Source organism: Stackebrandtia nassauensis DSM 44728, from assembly GCF_000024545.1.
GTDB classification, from domain to species: Bacteria; Actinomycetota; Actinomycetes; order Mycobacteriales; family Micromonosporaceae; genus Stackebrandtia; species Stackebrandtia nassauensis.
On record NC_013947.1, the window covers coordinates 4,458,700 to 4,478,413 of the forward strand.

15 protein-coding genes and 1 pseudogene are annotated in these 19,714 nt (G+C 69.9%); 7 read left to right on the top strand and 9 right to left on the bottom strand.

The window, feature by feature from the left end; all coding sequences use genetic code 11:
* Positions 1–249: 249 nt before the first annotated feature.
* A complete protein-coding gene (locus SNAS_RS20545; protein ID WP_169313910.1) occupies positions 250–1,053 on the top strand; it encodes a phosphatase PAP2 family protein in 804 nt (267 codons plus the stop codon).
* A gap of 7 nt (positions 1,054–1,060) precedes the next feature.
* Here the strand turns inward: SNAS_RS20545 and SNAS_RS20550 are convergent, their stop codons facing one another.
* Genes SNAS_RS20550 through SNAS_RS20560 form a run of 3 tightly spaced genes read right to left on the bottom strand, consistent with a single transcriptional unit; the run spans position 1,061 to position 6,456 of the window.
* Positions 1,061–4,210: an ATP-binding protein gene (locus tag SNAS_RS20550; RefSeq protein WP_013019388.1), complete on the bottom strand. Its 3,150-nt coding sequence runs from the start codon at positions 4,208–4,210 to the stop codon at positions 1,061–1,063.
* Between the two features lie 17 nt (positions 4,211–4,227).
* The gene (gene miaB, locus SNAS_RS20555; RefSeq protein ID WP_013019389.1) at positions 4,228–5,715 is read right to left on the bottom strand and encodes a tRNA (N6-isopentenyl adenosine(37)-C2)-methylthiotransferase MiaB; all 1,488 of its coding nucleotides are present in this window, start codon (positions 5,713–5,715) and stop codon (positions 4,228–4,230) included.
* 9 nt (positions 5,716–5,724) lie between these two features.
* Positions 5,725–6,456 (bottom strand): CDP-alcohol phosphatidyltransferase family protein, encoded by a 732-nt coding sequence (locus SNAS_RS20560; protein WP_013019390.1) that lies wholly within the window; start codon positions 6,454–6,456, stop codon positions 5,725–5,727.
* Positions 6,457–6,828: 372 nt separating this feature from the next.
* Here SNAS_RS20560 and SNAS_RS20565 point away from each other — a divergent pair, with 372 nt between their 5' ends.
* Complete coding sequence (locus SNAS_RS20565; protein WP_013019391.1) at positions 6,829–7,032, top strand: cold-shock protein; 204 nt, start codon at positions 6,829–6,831, stop codon at positions 7,030–7,032.
* Positions 7,033–7,173: 141 nt separating this feature from the next.
* On the opposite strand, the gene SNAS_RS20570 is transcribed toward SNAS_RS20565, so the two are convergent.
* Both SNAS_RS20570 and SNAS_RS20575 read right to left on the bottom strand, forming a co-directional pair.
* Positions 7,174–7,794, bottom strand: coding sequence for a LysE family translocator (locus SNAS_RS20570; protein WP_013019392.1), 621 nt, complete (start codon positions 7,792–7,794; stop codon positions 7,174–7,176).
* A gap of 11 nt (positions 7,795–7,805) precedes the next feature.
* Entirely contained in the window at positions 7,806–9,296 is a 1,491-nt protein-coding gene (locus tag SNAS_RS20575) for a DUF885 family protein (protein WP_013019393.1), read from the bottom strand.
* A gap of 81 nt (positions 9,297–9,377) precedes the next feature.
* Between SNAS_RS20575 and SNAS_RS20580 the strand changes: the two genes are divergently transcribed.
* Positions 9,378–10,844, top strand: a complete 1,467-nt coding sequence (locus SNAS_RS20580; RefSeq protein WP_013019394.1) for an aminotransferase-like domain-containing protein — start codon at positions 9,378–9,380, stop codon at positions 10,842–10,844.
* Between the two features lie 74 nt (positions 10,845–10,918).
* On the opposite strand, the gene SNAS_RS20585 is transcribed toward SNAS_RS20580, so the two are convergent.
* Positions 10,919–11,611: an MBL fold metallo-hydrolase gene (locus SNAS_RS20585; protein ID WP_211207209.1), complete on the bottom strand. Its 693-nt coding sequence runs from the start codon at positions 11,609–11,611 to the stop codon at positions 10,919–10,921.
* A gap of 146 nt (positions 11,612–11,757) precedes the next feature.
* Here SNAS_RS20585 and SNAS_RS20590 point away from each other — a divergent pair, with 146 nt between their 5' ends.
* Complete coding sequence (locus SNAS_RS20590) at positions 11,758–13,002, top strand: MFS transporter (RefSeq protein WP_013019396.1); 1,245 nt, start codon at positions 11,758–11,760, stop codon at positions 13,000–13,002.
* Here SNAS_RS20590 and SNAS_RS20595 read toward each other — a convergent pair.
* The gene (locus SNAS_RS20595) at positions 12,999–13,841 is read right to left on the bottom strand and encodes an alpha/beta fold hydrolase (RefSeq protein ID WP_013019397.1); all 843 of its coding nucleotides are present in this window, start codon (positions 13,839–13,841) and stop codon (positions 12,999–13,001) included. The two genes, SNAS_RS20590 and SNAS_RS20595, sit on opposite strands and share 4 nt — an antisense overlap.
* Positions 13,842–13,908: 67 nt before the next feature.
* Here SNAS_RS20595 and SNAS_RS20600 point away from each other — a divergent pair, with 67 nt between their 5' ends.
* Positions 13,909–14,865, top strand: a complete 957-nt coding sequence (locus SNAS_RS20600) for a cation diffusion facilitator family transporter (RefSeq protein WP_013019398.1) — start codon at positions 13,909–13,911, stop codon at positions 14,863–14,865.
* A gap of 62 nt (positions 14,866–14,927) precedes the next feature.
* On the opposite strand, the pseudogene SNAS_RS34250 reads toward SNAS_RS20600, so the two are convergent.
* Positions 14,928–15,533 (bottom strand): annotated as a pseudogene (locus tag SNAS_RS34250) (NUDIX hydrolase); the annotation flags it as partial.
* A gap of 250 nt (positions 15,534–15,783) precedes the next feature.
* Complete coding sequence (locus tag SNAS_RS20610; protein ID WP_013019399.1) at positions 15,784–16,731, bottom strand: hypothetical protein; 948 nt, start codon at positions 16,729–16,731, stop codon at positions 15,784–15,786.
* A 97-nt stretch (positions 16,732–16,828) separates the two neighbouring features.
* Here SNAS_RS20610 and SNAS_RS20615 point away from each other — a divergent pair, with 97 nt between their 5' ends.
* Both SNAS_RS20615 and SNAS_RS20620 read left to right on the top strand, forming a co-directional pair.
* Complete coding sequence (locus tag SNAS_RS20615) at positions 16,829–17,884, top strand: 5'-methylthioadenosine/S-adenosylhomocysteine nucleosidase family protein (protein WP_013019400.1); 1,056 nt, start codon at positions 16,829–16,831, stop codon at positions 17,882–17,884.
* A complete protein-coding gene (locus tag SNAS_RS20620) occupies positions 17,874–19,712 on the top strand; it encodes a hypothetical protein (RefSeq protein WP_013019401.1) in 1,839 nt (612 codons plus the stop codon). Before SNAS_RS20615 ends, SNAS_RS20620 begins: the two co-directional genes overlap by 11 nt.
* Positions 19,713–19,714 lie beyond the last annotated feature (2 nt).

Consider the following 19,714-nt stretch of genomic DNA (forward strand, 5'->3'; position numbering starts at 1 on the left):
CGGTAAGGGATTAAGTTGTTCAACGGCGACAGCGGTGCCACGATGGCTAGGATGCCATCCCACCATGAGCCGACCCTCGCCGTGTCCCATGAGACAGACACGGCGGGTAAGGGGTCAAAGCAAAGCCGGATGGTACAGATCCGGAAATGGGCTCACAACACCTTCTGGAATTCGGCCGCTTTCGCCGAACGCACCTGGCCGATAAAACAGGACAAGTGGGAACCGTTCGGAAAGGCACCGAAGAGTTGGTTGCCGGACATCCTGTGCGCCGTGGGGTTCGTGGTCATCACGGTGATGCTGTTGTTCCAGTCGCCGCTGACCGAGCTGGACGAGGCCGTGCGGGTCTTCCTGCACGACAACCGGATGCTGTGGCTCGACTGGGTGACGCGGGTCCTCAACCACCTGGGCGCCGGCCGGGTCGTCGCACCGATGGTGCTGCTCGTGACCCTGTGGTGCGCGGTGCGGTACAAGAGCATCCGTCCGCTCCTCATGTACACGGTGGCGTACCTGCCGCTGGGCATCATCTTCCTCATGAAGCACGGCTTCGGCCGGATGCTGTCCCAGCCCGGCGCCAAGATCGGTGTCATCGAGCAGTACCCGGAGAAGCTGGAGCTGTTCACCTACATCGGCGCCGGCACCGCCTACCCGTCCGGGCACGCCGCCAACACCATCGTGTGGTTCGGGCTGGCCGTGCTCGTCATCGGCGCTGCCCTGCCGCGCTGGCTGCGGATCTTCCTGCTCGTCGGGCCGCCGGTCGTGGTCGGGTTCACGCAGACGTACATGGGGCTGCACTGGCTCACCGACGCCCCGGCCGGTTACCTGCTGGGCATCCTCATCATCCGCAGCGTCCGGCGGGTTTCGTGGGGCACGGTGCCGTTGGGGCCGCTGCGGCGCTTCGAACCGGCCTCGCCGGAGATCATCGTCTCGGCGACCGTCACCGTCGGCGGACTGCTGTTGTGCGCGACGAAGTACCTGCCCGCCATGATCCTGGGCGTCATCATCTGCATCCTGGGCGCGCTGTGGATGCTGAAAGTGCTGCGCCAGCAACGCTGACGGTCCGTCAGGATTCCCGCAGTTCCGCGAACAACCCGGTGCGCGAACCCGTGCGGCTCCGGTCGTAGAGCTCGCGGAACCTGTTGTCGCCCAGTACTTCCCGCAGCCGGGATTCGGTGCGGGCGACGTCCGGGGACGAGGCGTTCCTGGTGCCGCGGGCCAGCTCGGCCTGACCCAGTCGCCGTGCGGCGGTGTCGTGGTCGCCGCGTCGCAGCAGCAGTTCGGCCTCGGTCTCCAGGATCCGGCCGATCAGTTGCGCCTCGCCGACACGCAGGGCCATCGACAGTGTTTCGGCCAGCAGGGTCTCGGTCTCGTCGAGCCGGTCGTGGTCCAGGCTGAACCGGGCTTCGACGATGCGCAGCAGCGACGGCAGGTCCGGTGGCCCGCCGCCCCGGTCCTTCATCGCCGCCAGATGCGGGGCCAGGATGGTCCTACTGGTGTTCAGGTGGGCCAGCGCGGCGTCGGGGTCGCCGGTCAGACGCAGGTACTGTGCCGCGAGCAGGTGCATGTACCCGGTCATCTCGAAGTTGCCGATCCGGTGGCAGGCTTCGATCTCGGCTTCCAGTTCCCGCAGTTTCTCCCACGGGTCGGTGTCGCGCAGCACGAAGTACTCGAGCCGGGTGCTGATGTGGGACTTGCCGGGGTGGATGCCGAACTCGGATTCGGTGCGCACCGCCAGTTCGATGAGCTCGCGCGCCTCGGTCGGGTCCTCGCGCAGCGCCGCGACCTCGACGTGCGCGGAAGCGGCCACCGCCAGGCCCCAGCGGTCCCCCACCCGCCGGTACAGCTCGACGGCGCGACGGAACAGCCGTTCGGCGCGCGCGACGCGGCCGGAGTTGAGCAGGACGTTGGCGCGGAAGCTGATCGCGCTGGCGCGGATCCAGGGGTCCGGGTCTTCGTTCAGTCGGTGCACCAGCCGGATCATGCGGAGCGGGCTGCCGCCCATCGTCTCGGCCATCAGCTCCAGCATCCGCAGGAACGGGTGCGGGTCGGTGACGCCGTTGGCGTCGCGGATCGCCAGGGCCTCCAGGACCCGGCCGCGGGCCTCGGCCAGCGAGATGTCCATGTCGAACAGCCCGAAGGTGGACGCGACCCGGACCAGGGCGGCCTGCCTCGGCTCCGGTTCGCCCGGCATCGCCAGCACCTGTTCGGCCAGGTCGATGGCCTCGGCGTGCTGGCCGCGCAGCCACCAGAACCACAGCATCGCCGACACCACCCGGGCGGGCCGGTCGACGTTCCCGTCGCCGATGTCGCGCCGGGCCGCGGCGATGATGTTGTCGTGGTCGGTGGTCAACCGGGCCAGCCAGCGGACCTGGTCGTGGCCGCGCAGGTTCGCGTCGGCCTGTTCGGCCAGGACGGTGAAGTGTTCGGCGTGCCGACGGCGCAGCGCCGTCGACTCCCCCATCGCGGCGAGTTTCTCGGAGCCGTACTCGCGGATGGTCTCCAGGATCCGGTAGCGCTCGCCGACGAGCGAGACCAGCGACTTGTCGACGAGCGAGGCCAGCGTGTAGGCGGTCTCGTCGAGTTCGTCGCCGCACACCGCCTCGACGGACTCCAGGGTCATGGTGCCGACGAACACCGACATGCGGGCCAGCAGCAGCCGCTCGGGTTTGTCGAGGATGTCCCAGCTCCAGTCGACGACCGCGCGCAGGGTCCGCTGCCGGGGCAGCGCGGTGCGGTCGCCGCCGGTCAACAGCCGGAACCGCTCCCCCAGCCGCACCGCCAACTGGTGCGGGGTCAGGGCCCGCAGTCGGGCCGCGGCCAGTTCGATGGCCAACGGCAGGCCGTCGAGGCGGCGGCAGATCTCCACGACGTCGGTCAGGTTGCCGGTGTCCAGTGTGAACGCGGCGTTGGCGGCGTGGCCGCGTTCGGCCAGCAGCCGCACCGCCGGGTACTTCGCGGCCTCGGCGAGACTGACGTCCTCGTAGGGGTAGGGCAGTGCCCGGACCGGGCGGATGACCTCGCCGGTCATGCGCAGCGGTTCCCGGCTGGTGGCGAGGATCCGCAACCGGGGGCAGCGGGTCAACAGCCGCGACGCCAGCCCGGCCACCGCGTCCAGCAGGTGTTCGCAGTTGTCGATGACCAGCAGCCAGGGCTGGTCGCGGATGGCCGCGGCGATCCGGTCGATCGGGTCGGTGAAGCCGGTGACGGTGGCGCCGAAACCGGCCGCGGCCTCGTGCAGGCCCATCGCGGTCACGACCGTGTGCGGCACCTCGCTGCCCTCGGTGACCGGCGCCAGTTCCGCCATCCGGACGTCCATGGTGTCGGCGAGCCGGTGCGCGACGTGGACGGCCAGCCGGGTCTTGCCGCAACCGCCGGGACCGGTCACCATGACCAGGCGGTCGGTCGACAGCGCGTCCTCCAGCGCCACCACGTCGGCGTCGCGGCCGATGAAGCTGGTCAGCGGCGCCGGGAGGTTGTTGCCGGGTTTGGCCGGTTGGCTCTCGGCGCGCAGCACCGCCAGGTGCGCCTCGGTCAGCGCCGGGCCGGGGTCGACGCCGAGTTCGTCGGCGAGCCGTTCCCGGACGGTCTCGAAGCGGGACAGGGCTTCGGCGTACGCGCCGGTGGCGGCCAGCGCCCGCAGCAACTGTGCCTGCACGCGTTCCCGGAACGGCTGCGCGGCGGCGCGTTCGCGCAGTTCGGCCAGGATCGTGGCGGCGTTTCCCAGCGCGAGTTCGGCGTCGGCGAGGTCGTCGCGGGCCTCCTCGCGCAGGGTCAGCGCCCGCACCGCGGCCCGGTCGTCGACGGCGGACAGTTCGCCCAGTTCGCCACGCCACAACGCCAGTGCCTGTCGCAGCGCGGGAGCCGCCGTCGCGAAGTCCTTGCCGGACAAGGCGCCCCGGCCGGTGGCCGCGAGCTCCTCGAAGGCGTGGATGTCCACATGCGATTGATCGATCGCCAGCCGGTAGCCGCCGGGCCCGGATTCGATGAGTTCGCGGTCGCCGAGCACGCCACGCAGCCGCGACACCAGCGACTGGACGGTGTTGGCGCTGGGCGCCTCGCCGGTCCACAGCGCGTCCGCGATCCGTTCGGCCGTCACCGGTCTCCCGGCGTGCAGCGCCAGCAGCGTCAGCAGGCCCCGCAGCCGGGCGCCCGAGATCGGCAGTTCCCGGTCACCGGTGAGGATTCGCAACGGGCCCAACAGGTCGATCCGCACGTCGGGGACCCTTTCGGTCAGTGTCCGCCGCAGCAGGCGTCCTGCTCCTGGGCGGCGGGCCGGGGCGCGCCCAGACCGGGCATGCCCAGCGACACTCCGGGCAGTTTGGGGGTGTTCCCGGCTTCCCAGGCGTCTCCGGCCCGGGTGTGGCGGTGCTCGGTCAGCAGGTCGTCGGCGATGAGGTGGTGCGGGGCGGCGGCGGTGATGGTGGTGGTGACGACGTCGCCGGGGCGGACGTCGAAACCGGTGGCGTCGAAGTGGACCAGGCGGCCGTCGCGGGCCCGGCCGGACATCCGGCCGGTGGCGGCGTCCTTGCGGCCCTCACCGACGGCGACCAGCACCTCGACCTCGCGGCCGATCTGCTTCTTGTTCTCGTCCCAGGAGATCTCCTCCTGTACCGCGATCAGCCGCTCGTAGCGTTCCTGGACCACGTGTTTGGGGACCTGACCGTCCATGGTGGCCGCCGGGGTGCCGGGCCGGATCGAGTACTGGAACGTGAAGGCACCGGAGAACCGGGCCTTGCGCACGACGTCCAGTGTGTCCTCGAAGTCGGCCTCGGTCTCGCCGGGGAAGCCGACGATGATGTCGGTGGTGATGGCCGCGTCGGGCATGGCCGCGCGCACCTTGTCGATGATGCCCAGGTACTTCTCGCGCCGGTAGGAGCGGCGCATTCCCTTCAGGACCGTGTCCGAGCCGGACTGCAACGGCATGTGCAGCTGGTGGCACACGTTGGGGGTCTCGGCCATCGCGTCGATGACGTCGTCGGTGAAGTCCTTGGGGTGCGGGCTGGTGAACCGGACCCGCTCCAGGCCGTCGATCTCGCCGCAGGCGCGCAGCAGTTTGCCGAAGGCGAGTTTGTCGCCGAACTCGACGCCGTAGGAGTTGACGTTCTGGCCCAGCAGTGTCACTTCGGACACGCCCTCGTCGACGAGGGCGCGGACCTCGGCCAGGATCTCGCCGGGGCGGCGGTCCTTCTCCTTGCCGCGCAGCGACGGCACGATACAGAACGTGCAGGTGTTGTTGCAGCCCACCGAGATCGACACCCAGCCCGCGTAGGTCGACTCCCGTTTGGTGGGCAGAGTGGACGGGAACACCTCCAGGGCTTCCAGGATCTCCACCTCGGCGCGGGCGTTGTGGCGGGCGCGTTCCAGCAGCACCGGCAGCGAGCCGATGTTGTGGGTGCCGAACACGACGTCGACCCAGGGCGCCTTCTTGACGATGTCGCCGCGGTCCTTTTGGGCCAGGCAGCCGCCCACGGCGATCTGCATGCCGGGTTTGGCGACCTTCTGGGGGCGCAGGTGACCGAGGTTGCCGTACAGCCGGTTGTCTGCGTTCTCCCGCACCGCGCAGGTGTTGAACACGACCACGTCGGCCTCGCCGGTGTCGGCGGCGGGGACGTAGCCCGCGTCCTCCAGCAGGCCGCCGATGCGTTCGGAGTCGTGGACGTTCATCTGGCAGCCGTAGGTCTTGACGGCATAAGACCTGGCAGTAGGTACTTCAGTCACGTAACCAGGCTAGCGAGCGTTTTTCATGCTGCGCGACGCGGTTCGAGCGATGAGAACCAGCAGATACAGCCCGTTGAGCGCGGCGTAGAACAACACGAACCACAGCATTCCCGACGGCCACACCGCCACCAGCAGGCAGACCGCGGTGATGACGGTGCCGTAGTCGCGGATCGCCTTGGCCAGCAGGATCGGCAGCGACTCCGAGGAGATCAGGCTGACGTCCTCGCCGCCCTTGTCGAGCACGGCGATGGTGGCCGAGGTCATCCACACGGCGCCGAAGCCCACTGCGAACACCGGCGACAGGTCGGGGTAGAACGCCAGCGCCACCGAGGCGACCGCCGCGACGAAGAAGACCTGCGTGAAGATGTCGCACAGGATGTCGATCTTGGCGCCCTCGGGGCTGGTGGTCTTGGTGACGCGGGCCAGCTGCCCGTCGGCGCAGTCGAGGCTGTAGGCGGCCTGCCAGGCGACGAACGCCAGCACCGCCACGCCGATCCGCCAGCCGATCCCGGAGTCCGGCAGCGTCGGGGCCGCCGCGATGACGACACCCGAACCGGCGAGGCTGAGGACGAACCCGACCAGCGTCAGCACCGTGGGGTGCAGCCGGAACCGGTACGCCACCGAGGCGAACACCGCGGCGATGCGCTGGTTGATGACGCGGGTGAACAGGCCACCGCTGCGCAGGTGGCTCAGGAAGACCGACGGGGGAATCGAGCTGGGGGCCTGTTGATCGGTGTTCACTTCGGGCTTGCCGTCCTCGCGGTCAGGGATTTCGGGAGCCTGAGCATACGCTCACGCCGGATCCGTGGTGTAAGCCAGATCTCTCGCCGGGGCGCCGCAGCCAAAAGAACGGCGAATGTGGCGGTAATCGCCGTGTCGGAGTGCGGCCCCCGGCGACAATCGAATCTGGACCCCGTACAGTGGGTGCCGTGGGCAGGCTCAGCAAAACGCGGAGATGGCTCATGAAGGCCATCAGCAACCGCTTGGCCGGAAGATTTACGAAATAGACAGGCTTTTCGACAGTTCTCTCTCCCAAATCACCGGTAGCCCGTTTTCGCGGGCTGTTGATGCTGCCCGGAGAAGGAACACGGGAAGCTACAAGGAGTACTTAGCATGGCAAACGGCACGGTCAAGTGGTTCAACGCCGAAAAGGGTTTTGGATTCATCGAGCGTGATGGCAACGAACCGGACGTCTTCGTCCACTTCTCCGCCATTCAGACTCAGGGTTACCGCGAGCTGTCCGAAGGACAGAAGGTGGAGTTCGAGGTCACGCAGGGCCAGAAGGGCCCGCAGGCCGAGAACGTCAAGCCCCTGTAAGACGCACGATCCGGCGTTCTGAACGCCGCATCAAGCTGGATATCGAAGCCGCCCGCGACTCAGGTCGCGGGCGGCTTTGCCGTCAGTGGCGGACGAACCGCGTCGGTCCTGAAGGGGCACTGAAGTGGGCTCAGCGGGTTTTCAGGTGACTCCGGCGAGGCTGGCCCAGCCGCCGAGCACGAGGTAGACGGCCGCCACGGCGTAGCGCTGGCCTTCGCGGACCCGGGGACGTTGCGACAGCCAGCCGCCCAGGGCGCCACCGGCGACGGCGTAGATCAGGTCCAGCAGCAGGGCCAGCGCGAAGAACACGCAGCCCAGCAGCAGCATCTGCGGGCGGGCGGCGGACTGCGCGGTAACGAACTGCGGCAGGAAGGCCAGGAAGAACAGCGCCACCTTGGGGTTGAGGACGTTGACGACCAGGCCGTCACGGAACACCCGCCACGACGAGGGGGCCGCCCGCATCGGCTCCTCGGCGGTGGATCGGCGGCGCAGCACCCGGATCCCCAGGTACAGCAGGTAGGCGCCGCCCGCGATCTTGATGGCGGTCAGCGCCAGCGGGAACGCGGCCACCACGGCTGCCAGGCCCGCCACGGCGATCGCGACGTGCACCAGGGTGCCGGTCTCGACGCCGACGGCCGACAGGATTCCGGCGCGCCGCCCCTGGTCGATGGCGCAGGTGACGATGTAGACGGTGTTGGCGCCGGGCACGGCGACGAACACCAGGGAGGCGGCGATGAACAGGTACAGCTGCGACATGTCCATTGTGATTGTCCTTACAGGATGTCAGAGATCAGGCCGATGGGTGGCGCGCCCAGGTCCAGCAGGGCGGTGTGGAAGCGGCGCAGGCTGAAGTCGTTGCCCCAGCGTTGTTTCGCGGTCTCGCGCAGGTCCAGGATGGCCAGTTTTCCCCAGGTGTAGGCCATGGTGGTGGGGTCGCGCAGTACCCGGCCGACGGCGGCGCGGGCGGTGTCGGGGCCGCAGAAGGTGTCGCGGCGGTAGCGGTCCTCGGCGTCGGCGAGGCTCATCGTCCCGGTTTGCAGGCCGATGACGCAGGCGAGCCGGGTGACGCGCAGCAGCGCGTCGCGGGCGACGCTGGCGGCGAAGCGGGGGTCGCCGTCGGCGTAGCCCTCTTCGAGGGCGAGCTGTTCGATGTAGTGGGCCCAGCCTTCGGTGAAGGCGGTGGAGTTGAGGGTCTTGCGGACGTCGCCGTCGGCGCGGCGACGGGCGCGGGCGTGCGCGAAGTGGCCGGGGGCGACCTCGTGCAGCGCGATGTTGGCCAGGCCGCTGCGGTGGTAGTTGCGCAGCCAGTCGCGTTGCCGCGCTTCGGGCCAGCCGGGATCCGGTGGGGTGACGCAGAACCAGCTGGCGGCGTCGGGTTCGTGCGGGGCGGTGGCGTACATGGCGGCGACCTGGAAGCCCTGCGAGGCCGGGGTGGCGCGGACGGAGCACTCGCCGTCGACCGGGGGCAGCAGCCCGCGGTCGTTCGTCCACTGTATGACCTGGTCGACCAGGGAGGTGGTCTCGGCCAGCAGCTCGGCGGCGGACGGGTGGTCGTCGAGCAGTGCGGCCATGGTGTCGGCGACCGGGGCGTTGGGGTCGATGCGGCGGCAGGCTTCGGTGAGGTGCTGCCACCAGGTTTCGCGTTCGGTCTCGGCGCGGTCGGCCAGCGAGGTGAGGTCGACGTCGACGGCCTCGTCGGCTCCGGCCAGCCGGGCCAGGGCGGCGCCGCCGATCGCGACCTCGGGGTCGCCGTCGGTGGCGAGGTGTTCGAGGTGGGCGACCAGGCGGTCCAGGGCCGCCGCGGCGCGGCTGTCGCCGTCGGGCACATAGGAGGCCAGCGAGCGGGCCGGTTCGATGGCGGCGGCGGCCACGGGCGCGGGAACCCGGTCCAGGGAGGCGATCGCGGCGTCCACGGCCTGCGGCCAGGCGTCGAGGTGGCGGCGGGTGGCTTCGGCGCGGTGCCCGGCCTCGGCGTAGTCGCGCTGGTAGCAGAAGGTCTCCAGGTTCTCGAGGTGGAGCGTGGGGTCGCGGCGGTGCAGTTCCAGCTCGCCGAACCGCACCCGCAGCCGGTGCCGGGCGGCCTCCAGCTGGGCCCGGTCGTGCGGGTCGACGGCGGGGTTGTCGGCGGTGACGAGGGCGTCGAGGTCGCGTTTGACGCCGGTTGGTGACAGGTCCTGTACCAGGCCGTCGTATTCGTGTCGTCCGGCCTCCTCGCGGGTTCGGGCCAGGGTCAGGTCACCGATCGCGGTGAGCAGGTGGGTCATGGGTCTTCCTTCACGTCAATGGGCTTGTGGACGTAGTCTTCCGGCCATGACCGCGATGTTCTCGATCCAATCGGGCTGAAAGTGGACCGTTCTTGGGAGGCCGGGGCGCTCGCCGAGCTGCTGGGGACCTGGGCGGGTGCGGACCGGCCGCTGTACCTGGCACTGGCCGACGCGATCCAGGAGCTGGCCGAGGCCGGTGACCTGGCGATCGGTGACCGGCTGCCCGCCGAGCGGGCGCTGGCGGCGACGCTGGCGTTGAGCCGCTCGACCGTGGTGGCGGCCTACCGGGAACTGCGGCGCCGCGAGGTGGCCAGCAGCGCTCGTGGCAGCGGCACCACGGTGCGACCGGCGGCCCGGACTCGTCCCACCACAACGGACGGACGGGTGGCGGGCGGTACCGCGGCGTCCATCTTCGAGCGACTGGTGGACGAACCGGCCGAGGTGATCTCGCTGTCGCGGGCGATGGGCACCGGCAGCTCGGCGGTGCGGGACGCGCTGCTGGACGTCGCGGGGGCGGACCTGCCGCGACTGCTGGCCGACACCGGGTACCACCCGCACGGGTTGCGGGAGCTGCGCGAGGCGATCGCGGCGCACTACGGCGACGGTGGACTGCCGACGACGGCCGAGCAGATCGTGGTGACCACGGGCGCGACCCAGGCGCTGGGACTGGCGGTGCGGTTGTTCGTCCGCAGGGGATCGACGGTGATCGTGGAGGCGCCGAACTGGCCGGGCTGTCTGGATGTGTTGCGGGAGGCGGGTGCCCGGCTGGTGGGGGTGCGGCTGGACGAGGAGGGGATGCGGATCCAGGAGCTGGCCGAGGCGATCCAGCGGCACCGTCCGGACCTGGTGTACCTGATGCCGACGTTCCACAATCCCACCGGCACCCTGATGTCGGCGCCGCGACGGCGCTGGATCGCCGATCTGTGTGCCCGGCATGGGGTTCCGGTCGTGGAGGACAACGCCTACTGCTCGACCATCGGGGTGGAGCCGCCGTCACCGCTGGCGGCCTTCGCACCGGAGGGCTCGACGGTGGTGTCGGTCGGGTCGCTGACCAAGACGGTGTGGGCGGGGCTGCGGATCGGTTGGGCGCGAGCCGATGCGGACCTGGTGCGACGGCTGGCCCGGCTCAAGGCGCTGGCCGACCTGGGCTGTCCCGTCATCGACCAGGCGGTGGCGGCGCGGCTGCTGCCTCGCTGGGACGACCTGTCGCGCGAGCACGCCGAGCTGCTGTCGCGACGGCTGGACCTGTTGCGGCGGTTGCTGTCGCGACGGTTGCCGTCCTGGCGCTGGCGGGACCCCGACGGCGGCTCAGCGCTGTGGATCGAACTGCCGGACACCGACGCGGCCGACTTCGCCCACGTGGCGCTGCGGCACGGCGTCGAGGTGACGGCCGGAGCCGCGAGCGAGGTCGCGGGCGACGACGACGCGGCTGGGGCCTTCGGTGCGTGGATCCGGCTGCCGTTCACATTCGCCGAGGACGTGCTGACCGAGGCCGTCGATCGGCTGGCCACAGCGTGGGAACGCATGGAGGCGGGCAAGCGCGCGTAGCGGCCAGCGGCCAGCGGCCAGCGGCCAGCGGCCAGCGGCCAGCGGCCAGCGGCCAGCGGCCAGCGGCCAGCGGATTATGCCGCGATGCTGGAGCGGCGCCTGGGCTCACTGTGGCTGTCCACGTACCACTCGAGGTTCTCGGCGAGCAGTGCGCGGATCATGCCGACGTCGTGGGTGTCGCCGGGCTGGCGCAGGTGGTACGGCGGCGGGTAGAAGCAGTCGCCAAGGAAGGCCACCGAGGACTCGCGGTCGATGACGATGGTCGAGTCGACGGTGTGCTGGCCGCCGACGTGGCGGACCTCGATGCCGCCGGGCACCCACAGCGAGTCGCTGAACGTCGTGTGCGGCGGCACGATCGTGAAGTCGTCCCAGCCGTCCATGGCGGCGGCGCGAGCGCTGAAACTGGGTTCCAGCAACGGATCGGCCTTCATCTGCTCGGCCAGGTACTCGTGGCTCCAGGGCCGCCGGGCCTCGTTGGCCAACAGCGCCGCACCCGAGTCGTGGCCGATGATCTCGACGTCGTCCCAGGCACAAGCGCCCCAGGTGTGGTCCCAGTGGTGGTGGGTGTAGACGAGCCGCCGCGCGGCGGGCAGTCCGGCCTCGGCGATCGCCGCCTGGACCTGTCGGGCATGCGCGGGGCTTTGGCCCGCGTCCACGACGGTGCTGCCGTCCGGGTCGGCGATGACGCCGACACCGCCGCGCACCTTCGCCGGGTCGGGGTCGGCCGGGTACCACCACGCTCGTCCGGACAGCTGCCGCAAGGTCATGGCGGCCATTGTGCCCGCCGCTGCCGCGGCCCGCGGCTACCGGTGATGTAGCGCACAAACCGCTGACTCCAAAAGTTGAGTCCCCTAGGCTCAACCCAATTTCTTGAGCGACCCACACTCAAGTTTCCCCGGACGAGCGAGGCTACATGACCGAAACCCCCACCGGCCTGCTGCGACGCAACCGCGACTTCCGCAACGTATGGGCCGCCGACGCGCTCAGCACCGTCGGCACCCGGTTGAGCATGCTGGCGTTGCCACTGTTGGCACTGCTGACCCTGGACGCGACCCCGTTGGAGGTCGCGCTGCTGCGGACCTTGGAGACCCTGGCCTGGCTGGTCCTCGGTCTGGTCGCGGGGGCCTGGATGGACCGGATTCGCTGCCGGGGCGTCCTCATCGCCGCCGATCTGGGACGCGCGGCGGTGCTCGCGTCGATCCCGATCGCCTATCTGGCCGGGGTTTTGACGTTGACCCAGTTGTTCGTCGTCTCGCTGCTGGCCGGGATCGGCAAGGTGTTCTTCGGCGTCGCCGCCACCACCTACCTGCCCCGGCTGCTGCCGAAGGAGGACCTCGTCGACGCCAACGCCAAGCTGGCCACGAACCTGTCGATGGCCGCGGTGCTGACCAGCGGTGGCGGCGGCTTCGTCATCCAGTGGCTCACGGCGCCGATCGCCATCGCCGTCGACGCGGCCAGTTTCGTGTGGTCGGCGCTGTGGCTGCGCGGCATCCGCAAGGTCGAAACCGTTCCGCGACAGGACAACCCGCCGCACCTGCGCCGCGACATCGCCGAGGGCTGGCGGTTCGTGGTGGGGCATCCGCTGTTGCGCGCCCTGGCGGGCCTGTCGGTGTGCACCGTGTTCTTCCAAGCCGTGCACGACGCCGTCTGGATCACGTTCCTGGTGCGGGAGTTCGGGCTGTCGGCCGGGGTCATCGGCCTGTTGGGAATGTCGGGCCTGCTGGGCGCGGTGCTGTCGGGTTTCGTGACGTCCCGCATCGCGCGACGGCTCGGCAACGTCCGCGCCGCGGTGGCCGCCGCGGTGTGTTTCGCGGTGGGGTTCGCGCTGTTCCCGTTCACGCTGCCGGGCTGGGGGCTCAGCGTCGCCGTCGTCGCGGGCTTCATGGTCAGCTTCTCCATCATCACCTTGAGCGTGATGCGCTCCAGCATCCGGCAGCTGCTGTGCCCGGAGCACCTTTATGGACGCGTCGGGGCCACCATGGAGTTCATGATCTGGGGCACCATGCCGCTGGGCAGCCTCGCCGGTGGTCTCATCGCGACTGTGACCGACCTGCGCACGACCCTGTGGATCGTCGGCGCCGGGACACTGCTGTCGCTGTTGTGGATCGTGCTGTCGCCGTTGCGGACGACGCGCGAGATCGAGCTGGCGGCCGTTTAGACCAGTTCGTCGACGAGTTCGGCGACCTCGAACACCCGGTCGGGTGTGGTCAGATGCCCCAGGCCGGGCCAGACGCGAAGCTCGACCCCCAGCCGCGCCGCCACGGGCTTCGCGAGCCGCGCCGGGGACAGGAACCTGTCGAACTCGCCGACCGACACCAGGCACGGTGTCCTCGCCCGGTCGGCCAGCAGCCGGCTCGGCAACGGTGGCGGCGCCAGTGTGGAGCGGCAGTACCGGGCCACCAGCGTCATCCACTCCACTTCGGTCGGTGGCGGTGTCTGTCCGGGCGCCAGGAACCGCTCCAGCAGTCGGGTGGTGGTTCGCGGGCCCGGCGCCAGCAGCCACGCGGTCGAGCGCCACATGAGCGACGGACTCACCGCCAGCCGGATGACGCCGCCCGGCGACACCAGCACCCGTCCGCTGATGCGGGGCGAGTCGCAGGCCAGCGCGATGGCGGCTCCCAGCGAGTTGCCGACCACGATCGCGGTGTCCACAGTCGCGTCCAGGACCTCGGCGAGCATCTGGGCGTACCAGGCCGACCGGCCCCGGCGGGGCCGCTCGTCGGCGCTGAGACCCGGCTGCCCGGGTACGTCCACTGTCAACACCCGGTGCCGCTGTGACAGCGCCTCGATCCACGGCAGGCAGGCCGCGGCGTTCATGGTGGTGCCCGGTACGAACACGACGGTGCTGTCGGCCTCCCCGACCGACAGGACGTGGGTGTCGCCGCAGCTGGTGGCGACCGTGGTCGCTTCGTGCGGCACGCTCCACGCGGCCAGCCGGTCCCGGCACCACCGCTGGATCGTGTCGCGGCCCTGCGCGTTCTTGTACACCGAGGTCACCGGACCATCTTGCACCCACCTCGACGAATCCCCGCGTCCGCGCCGGTCACGCCGTAATGTCCTTGCGGTGACGACAGGACAGACGATCCCCGAGGCACCCGAGTCGGAGACCCTGGGCACCGTCATCGTGGCGCTGCTGATGAACCTGGCGATCGCGGTGTCCAAGGCGGTCGCGGGGCTGCTCAGCGGTTCGGCGGCGATGCTGTCCGAGGCGGCACATTCCGTCGCCGACACGATGACCGAGGTGTTCCTGTACATCGCGCTGCGGCGCGGCTCCCGAGGCCCCAACGAACGCCACCCCTTCGGGTACGGCCGGGAGGCGTACTTCTGGGCGTTCATGGCCGCCACCTTCACCTTCATCGTCGGCGGCGGTTTCTCCATCACCCACGGGTTCAACGAGATCACCGCCGACGAGCCGCCCGGCGACTACCTGGTGTCGTACATCGTGCTGGCGATCTCCTTCGGACTGGAGAGCGTCTCGCTGGCCAAGGGGCTCAAGCAGACGCTGAGCGAGTCGCGACGGCTGAAGGTGTCGCCGTGGACGTTCTTGAAGCTCACCCCGGACACCTCGGTCAAGGCCGTGGTGCTGGAGGACATCGCGGCGCTGGCCGGGCTGGTGATCGCGGGCGCGGGGCTGGGCCTCACCGAACTGACCGGCAGCCCCGTCTACGACGGGGTCGCGTCCATGGTCATCGGGGTGCTGCTGCTGGTGGTCGCGGTGGTGCTGGCGGCGGCCAACAAGTCGCTCTTGATCGGACAGTCGGTGCCGCCCCGGATGCGGGACCTCATCACGGAGGAACTGCTGGCGGTTCCCACGATCAAGCACGTGCGGGAGCTGTACACCATCCACCTGGGACCGAGCCAGATCTTCGTCGCCGCGAAGGTCGACTTCGCCGACACCGCCAGCGGCGCGTCCATCGAGGACGACAGCGACAGCGCCGAACGCCGGTTGCGGCAACGGTTCCCGCAGATCAGTTTCGTGTTCCTGGACCCGACCCCGGATCCGCCGTCGCGCGATTCCTGACCGCCGGACGTCAGCGCTAAGGTGCCCCGGTACAGCGGCGGCCGCAGTCGTGCCGCCGACCCGGCCCGGTACAGCGCCGCCGGACGGCCACCGCGGGTGGTGCTGGTTCCGGTGGGCACCAGGAAATCCGGGACCTTGCCGATCTTGCGGTGGAAGTTGCCCTGGTCGAGCCGCTCGTCCCACACGATCTCGTAGACCTCGCGCAGCTGCGAGATGGTGAACTCCGGCGGACAGAACGCCGCGGCCACCGTGGTGTGTTCGAGTTTCGCGCGGGCCTTGTCGGCGGCGTCCAGGACGATGCGGTCGTGGTCGAAGGCCAGCGCCTCCCGGTTCGCGGCCACCCAGGACACCGCGTGCCATCGCACTCCGGCGGCGTCGCCACCGGCCACAGCCGTGGGCGGGGACGGCACCAACGCCAGATAGGAGACGGTGACGACCCGGGTGCGCGGATCGCGGTCCGGGGCGCTGTACACACCGCACTGTTCCAGGTGGACCCGATCGGAGGTCAGCGCGGTCTCCTCCACCAGTTCGCGGCGCGCCGCCGCGTCCAGGTCCTCCGTGGACTCCAGGAAGCCGCCCGGCAGCGCCCAGGCGCCCTCGAAGGGCGGTTTGCCGCGTCGGATCAGCAGTACCTTGAACTCGCCGTCGGCGACGGTGAAGACCGCCATGTCCACCGTCACCGTCGTCGCCGGGATCGCTTCGGCCGTACCGGTTCTCACTATCGACCTGCCTTATTGTCGGCTTGACATTTACACGATAGCGGGTTAATGTGGGAAACACCCTTAATGTCATTCTGACTTTAAGGTTCCGTCGTGATCTGAAGGTGCCCCATGGAGACGCATCGCTGAACACCCAGGCCGAAGCGGCGGGTGGACGTGCTGACCGTCCGCCGCTTCCGAAACCCACCGTGGCCCGGCCTCAGGCGATGCTCGTCCCCCACTGGATCCCGTAACCCAGTTGCAGGCACAGCCGCCGGAACTCGACGCCGACCTCCCCCGACCGGTCCGGGACCAGCCACTGCCCGTCGTCGTGCGGCGGATCGAAGGCGCGCACCGGTTCGGCCTCCACCCGGCGCACCCAGCGCGGCAGCGCCGCCTTGTCGAACCGCACCCGCAGCCGGGCCCGCTCGACGGTGCGCTCCGGGATCAGGATGTAGTGCGGCCTGGGCAGTTCGCCCTCGGCGACCGTGATGTCGATTTCCAGCAGGTGGGTCTGACCCCTGGCCAGGGTCTTCGACAGTGCCACCCGGGTGCGGGGCCGCCGGGGCGAGGAGGCGTCGGCGGCCACGATCTCGCCGCCGGAACGGGCGTCGAAGTCCAGCCGGGGCCAGCCGCCGCCCGCGCCCTGCGGGACGTCGAAGGGCAGCTCCACCTCGTCGAGTCCGTCCCGGGTGGACACGATGGTGCGGCTCTCGTGGATCGACACCGGATCGCGGTCCAGCCGCATCAGCGCGTCGAAGCTCGCCAGGTACCAGCCCTCGGCGCTGTCGCCGCGACCCGACAATTCGGTCGCGATCACCTCGGCCAGCAGGCATCGGGCCTCGTCGACCCGCCGGTAGACGGTGCGCTCCGACCACCGCAGGTCGATGACGAGCCGCGCCCGGCGCTCGGCCAGCTCCAGGTGTGAGTGCCGCAGCCCCAGGTCCGCCTCGGCCGCCAGCCGCAGTTCCGCGTCCCCCAGCCGCGCGACGCACAACCGCAGCCGCTCCATCAGCTCGGCCCGCAGTCGCGAGGTGTCGGCGTCGGATCCCAGCTCCGTCAACGACAACAGCCGCGGCCCCAATCTGCTGCCCAGCTCGGCCGCCGCCACCCCCCGTCCCCGGTGCAGCAGGCGCAGTTCCTCGATCAGCTCCTGTGTCAAGGTCATCCGGTAGCTCCAATGCCGCTAGCCGCAACACTTTCCGGTTTTTATTCACCCTAGTGGAGTAATGCGCCTTCCACCCGCCAACGATTATCGTAGTCATATGCCCACGGACAATCATCGCCCCGTCGCCGTCGTGTGCGCGGCCCTGGGCCTTGAATACCAAGCGATCCTGGAACATCTCGAGACCCCGCCCATCGAACACGACGAACGCGGCAGCCTGTACCAGCTCGGCGACTTCGAGCACTGGTGCGTCGTCGCCACCCACATCGGACGCGACAACACCCCCGCCGCGGTCCAGGTGGAACGCGCGATCACGCTGTTCCAACCCGCCGTGGTGCTGCTGGTGGGGATAGCCGGTGGCAGAAGGAAAGTACGGCACGGCGACGTGGTGGCCGCCGACAGCGTCTACGACTACCAAGCCGGACGCGACACCGGCGAGACGACGCTGGGGCGGGTCAAGTCGCTGTCGGCGTCGTTCCCGCTCGTGCAGCGGGCCAAGGCCGTCGCGTCCCAGAACCGTTGGCGCGACCGAATAGTGCTGCCACTGGACCGGCCGCCCGAGGCCCACGTGGGGCCGCTGGCCGCCGGCGGCCGGGTCGTCACCTCCGCCGAGTCGCACACGGCGCTCCTCATCGAACGGCACTGCGACGACGCGCTCGGCATCGAGACCGAGGGCTTCGGCGTGATGGCCGCCGCGCACGCCAACCCGTCGGTGTCGGCGATGGTCATACGCGGCATCTCGGACCTGCTGGACGACAAGGCATTCGCGGCCGACCGGCACTGGCAGCCGGTGGCGGCCCGGCACGCGTGCGCCTTCGCCTTCGAACTGCTGCACCACACCCGTCCCGACCAGCCCGCCGCGCACACCGCGCCCGGCGAACAACGCCCCGCGTCCACCTACATTGTGGCGCAGGGCGACAACGCCGTCGCCAACGTCGCCGCCGTCGGGGACCACAGCCGGGGCGAACTCCACATCCACCGGTTAACGACCCAGCCCCACGTCGCCGCGGCTGTCCGGATTTTGGCGGCGCGGCGGCGATCCGGCGGCCCCGGGCGCGACTGTCAGCGTCACGGCCTGTCGGTTCCAGCGCCCGGCGGCGAGGCTTGCCGGACAGTGCTGACACCGAAGGGATACGGGAGTCGACATGTCGCATGAGCAGCCGCAACGGGTGGCGCAGTGGGGAGAGGGCTACCCGAAACCGACCTCACCACCGGTGACCAGCCCACCGACCCCGGCGCCCGCGCCCTCACCCGCGCTCGGCGGCAACGCCGCGGCGTTCCAGTTCGTCAACTCCCGGTCCACCCGGCACCTGTGCGTCGGGGCCTACCTGGACGAGGACTTCCGGCTGCGGGTGCTCGACGAGGTCTACCACGAACCACGCCGCGCGGTCGCCCCGGCGGCCGGCACCGACGGGGCCAGCGTCGCGTTGCACGCCAAGCGATCCCACGCCCTGGCGCTGTCCGAGGCCGGGATCCTGCTGGGGATCATGGTGCTGTTCCTGTGCGCCACCAGCTTCGAGGCGCTCATCGCCCTGGTGATCCTGAGCCTGTGGGCGTTCGCCGCCGCCGTGGTCAACCTCGTCCTCGACATCGTCGCGATGGTGCGCGGCAAAGCCACCGCCACCCCGGCGCAACTGGGTGGCCGGGTGATGCTGATGACCCTCGCCCTCATCGCGTTCCTGCTGGTGCTGTCGTTCACCGGGGCCGTGGAACTCCCGGTCGCGGTCATCGCGGGACTCTTCGAATCGGGGCTGGACTACTCGCAACCGACACCCACCCCGTCCGGTGACCCCTACGGCGACCCGTACCCCGACCAGACTCCGGTGGACTCGGATTCCTCGTCGACACCAGTCCCGCTGCTGGTGGTGGTCATCCTGGGGCTGCCGACGCTGACCGTGGCCGGGCTGGCGGCGATCCGGCGACTGTTCGTCCGGCAACTGCGGCTCGGGGTCGGCCCCACCGGCCTGACCGACACCGCCAAGTCCCAGCGCATCCGCTACGGCCAGTACGGCGACGTCGTCAACTACTCGGGCTACACGCCCTTCATCGGGCACGGCGTCGAACTGTGGACCTGGCAACTGCCGCTGCCGCTGTACCCGCGCGCCGACGACCCCGACCGGCGCATCGAGACCGACGGGCCGGGATTCACCGTCCCGGAACTGATCTACGCGATCCACTCCGGACTCCACCGCTACGTCCGCGACACCCCGGGCTTCAAGCGCCTTCCCGAACTGGTCATCACCGACCAGGCGTTCGTCGCCGGGGTCGACACCCGCGAACCGGTCCAGTTCACCTCCCAGCTCCCCCGCTCGGGGATGCCCGGCGACATGATGGTGATCAAGACCGACCCCACGCTGCCGGTACGGCACTACCTGAAGTGCCAGATCAACTCCTGGGAGGGCGAGCTGGTCACCACCATCTTCGTCGCCGCCGCGATCCAGGGCGAGACGCTGTACATGGAGTTCTCCAGCTACATGCTTCCCCCCACCAAGGAGGAGTACCACGTCCTGCAGGACAAGTCCCAGATCAGCGGAGCGGCGGTGGTCCTGGAAGCGCTCAAAGCGGTCGCCAAGCTCCCCGCCCGCATCGGCCGCAGCCCCTTCGTCCTCCTACGAGCCCTGCGCGACAGCCTCCGGGCGGCCTTCCGCGAGGTGACCCTCCCCGAAGAGGTCTCCGAGCACCCCGACCACGGCGCCAAGGTGAGCATCCGCGAACTGGGCACCGACCTCGACGTCCACAACTACTTCCAGGAACGCGACGCGGTCAAGTACACCTCCATCCTGGAAGCCCAAATCCTCGAACACTCCCTGAACTTCCTGGAGCGCTACATCGACATCTCCGAGCTACGGCTGCGCAAGAACACCATCGTCAACAACACCGTCATCAACCAGGGCACGGTCTACACGGCCTCCCAAACGGGGCCGGGCACCGTCGGCTCCCAAGGCCCCCGCTCCCAGAACACCCCGAGCCCGAAAGCGAGCTGAGC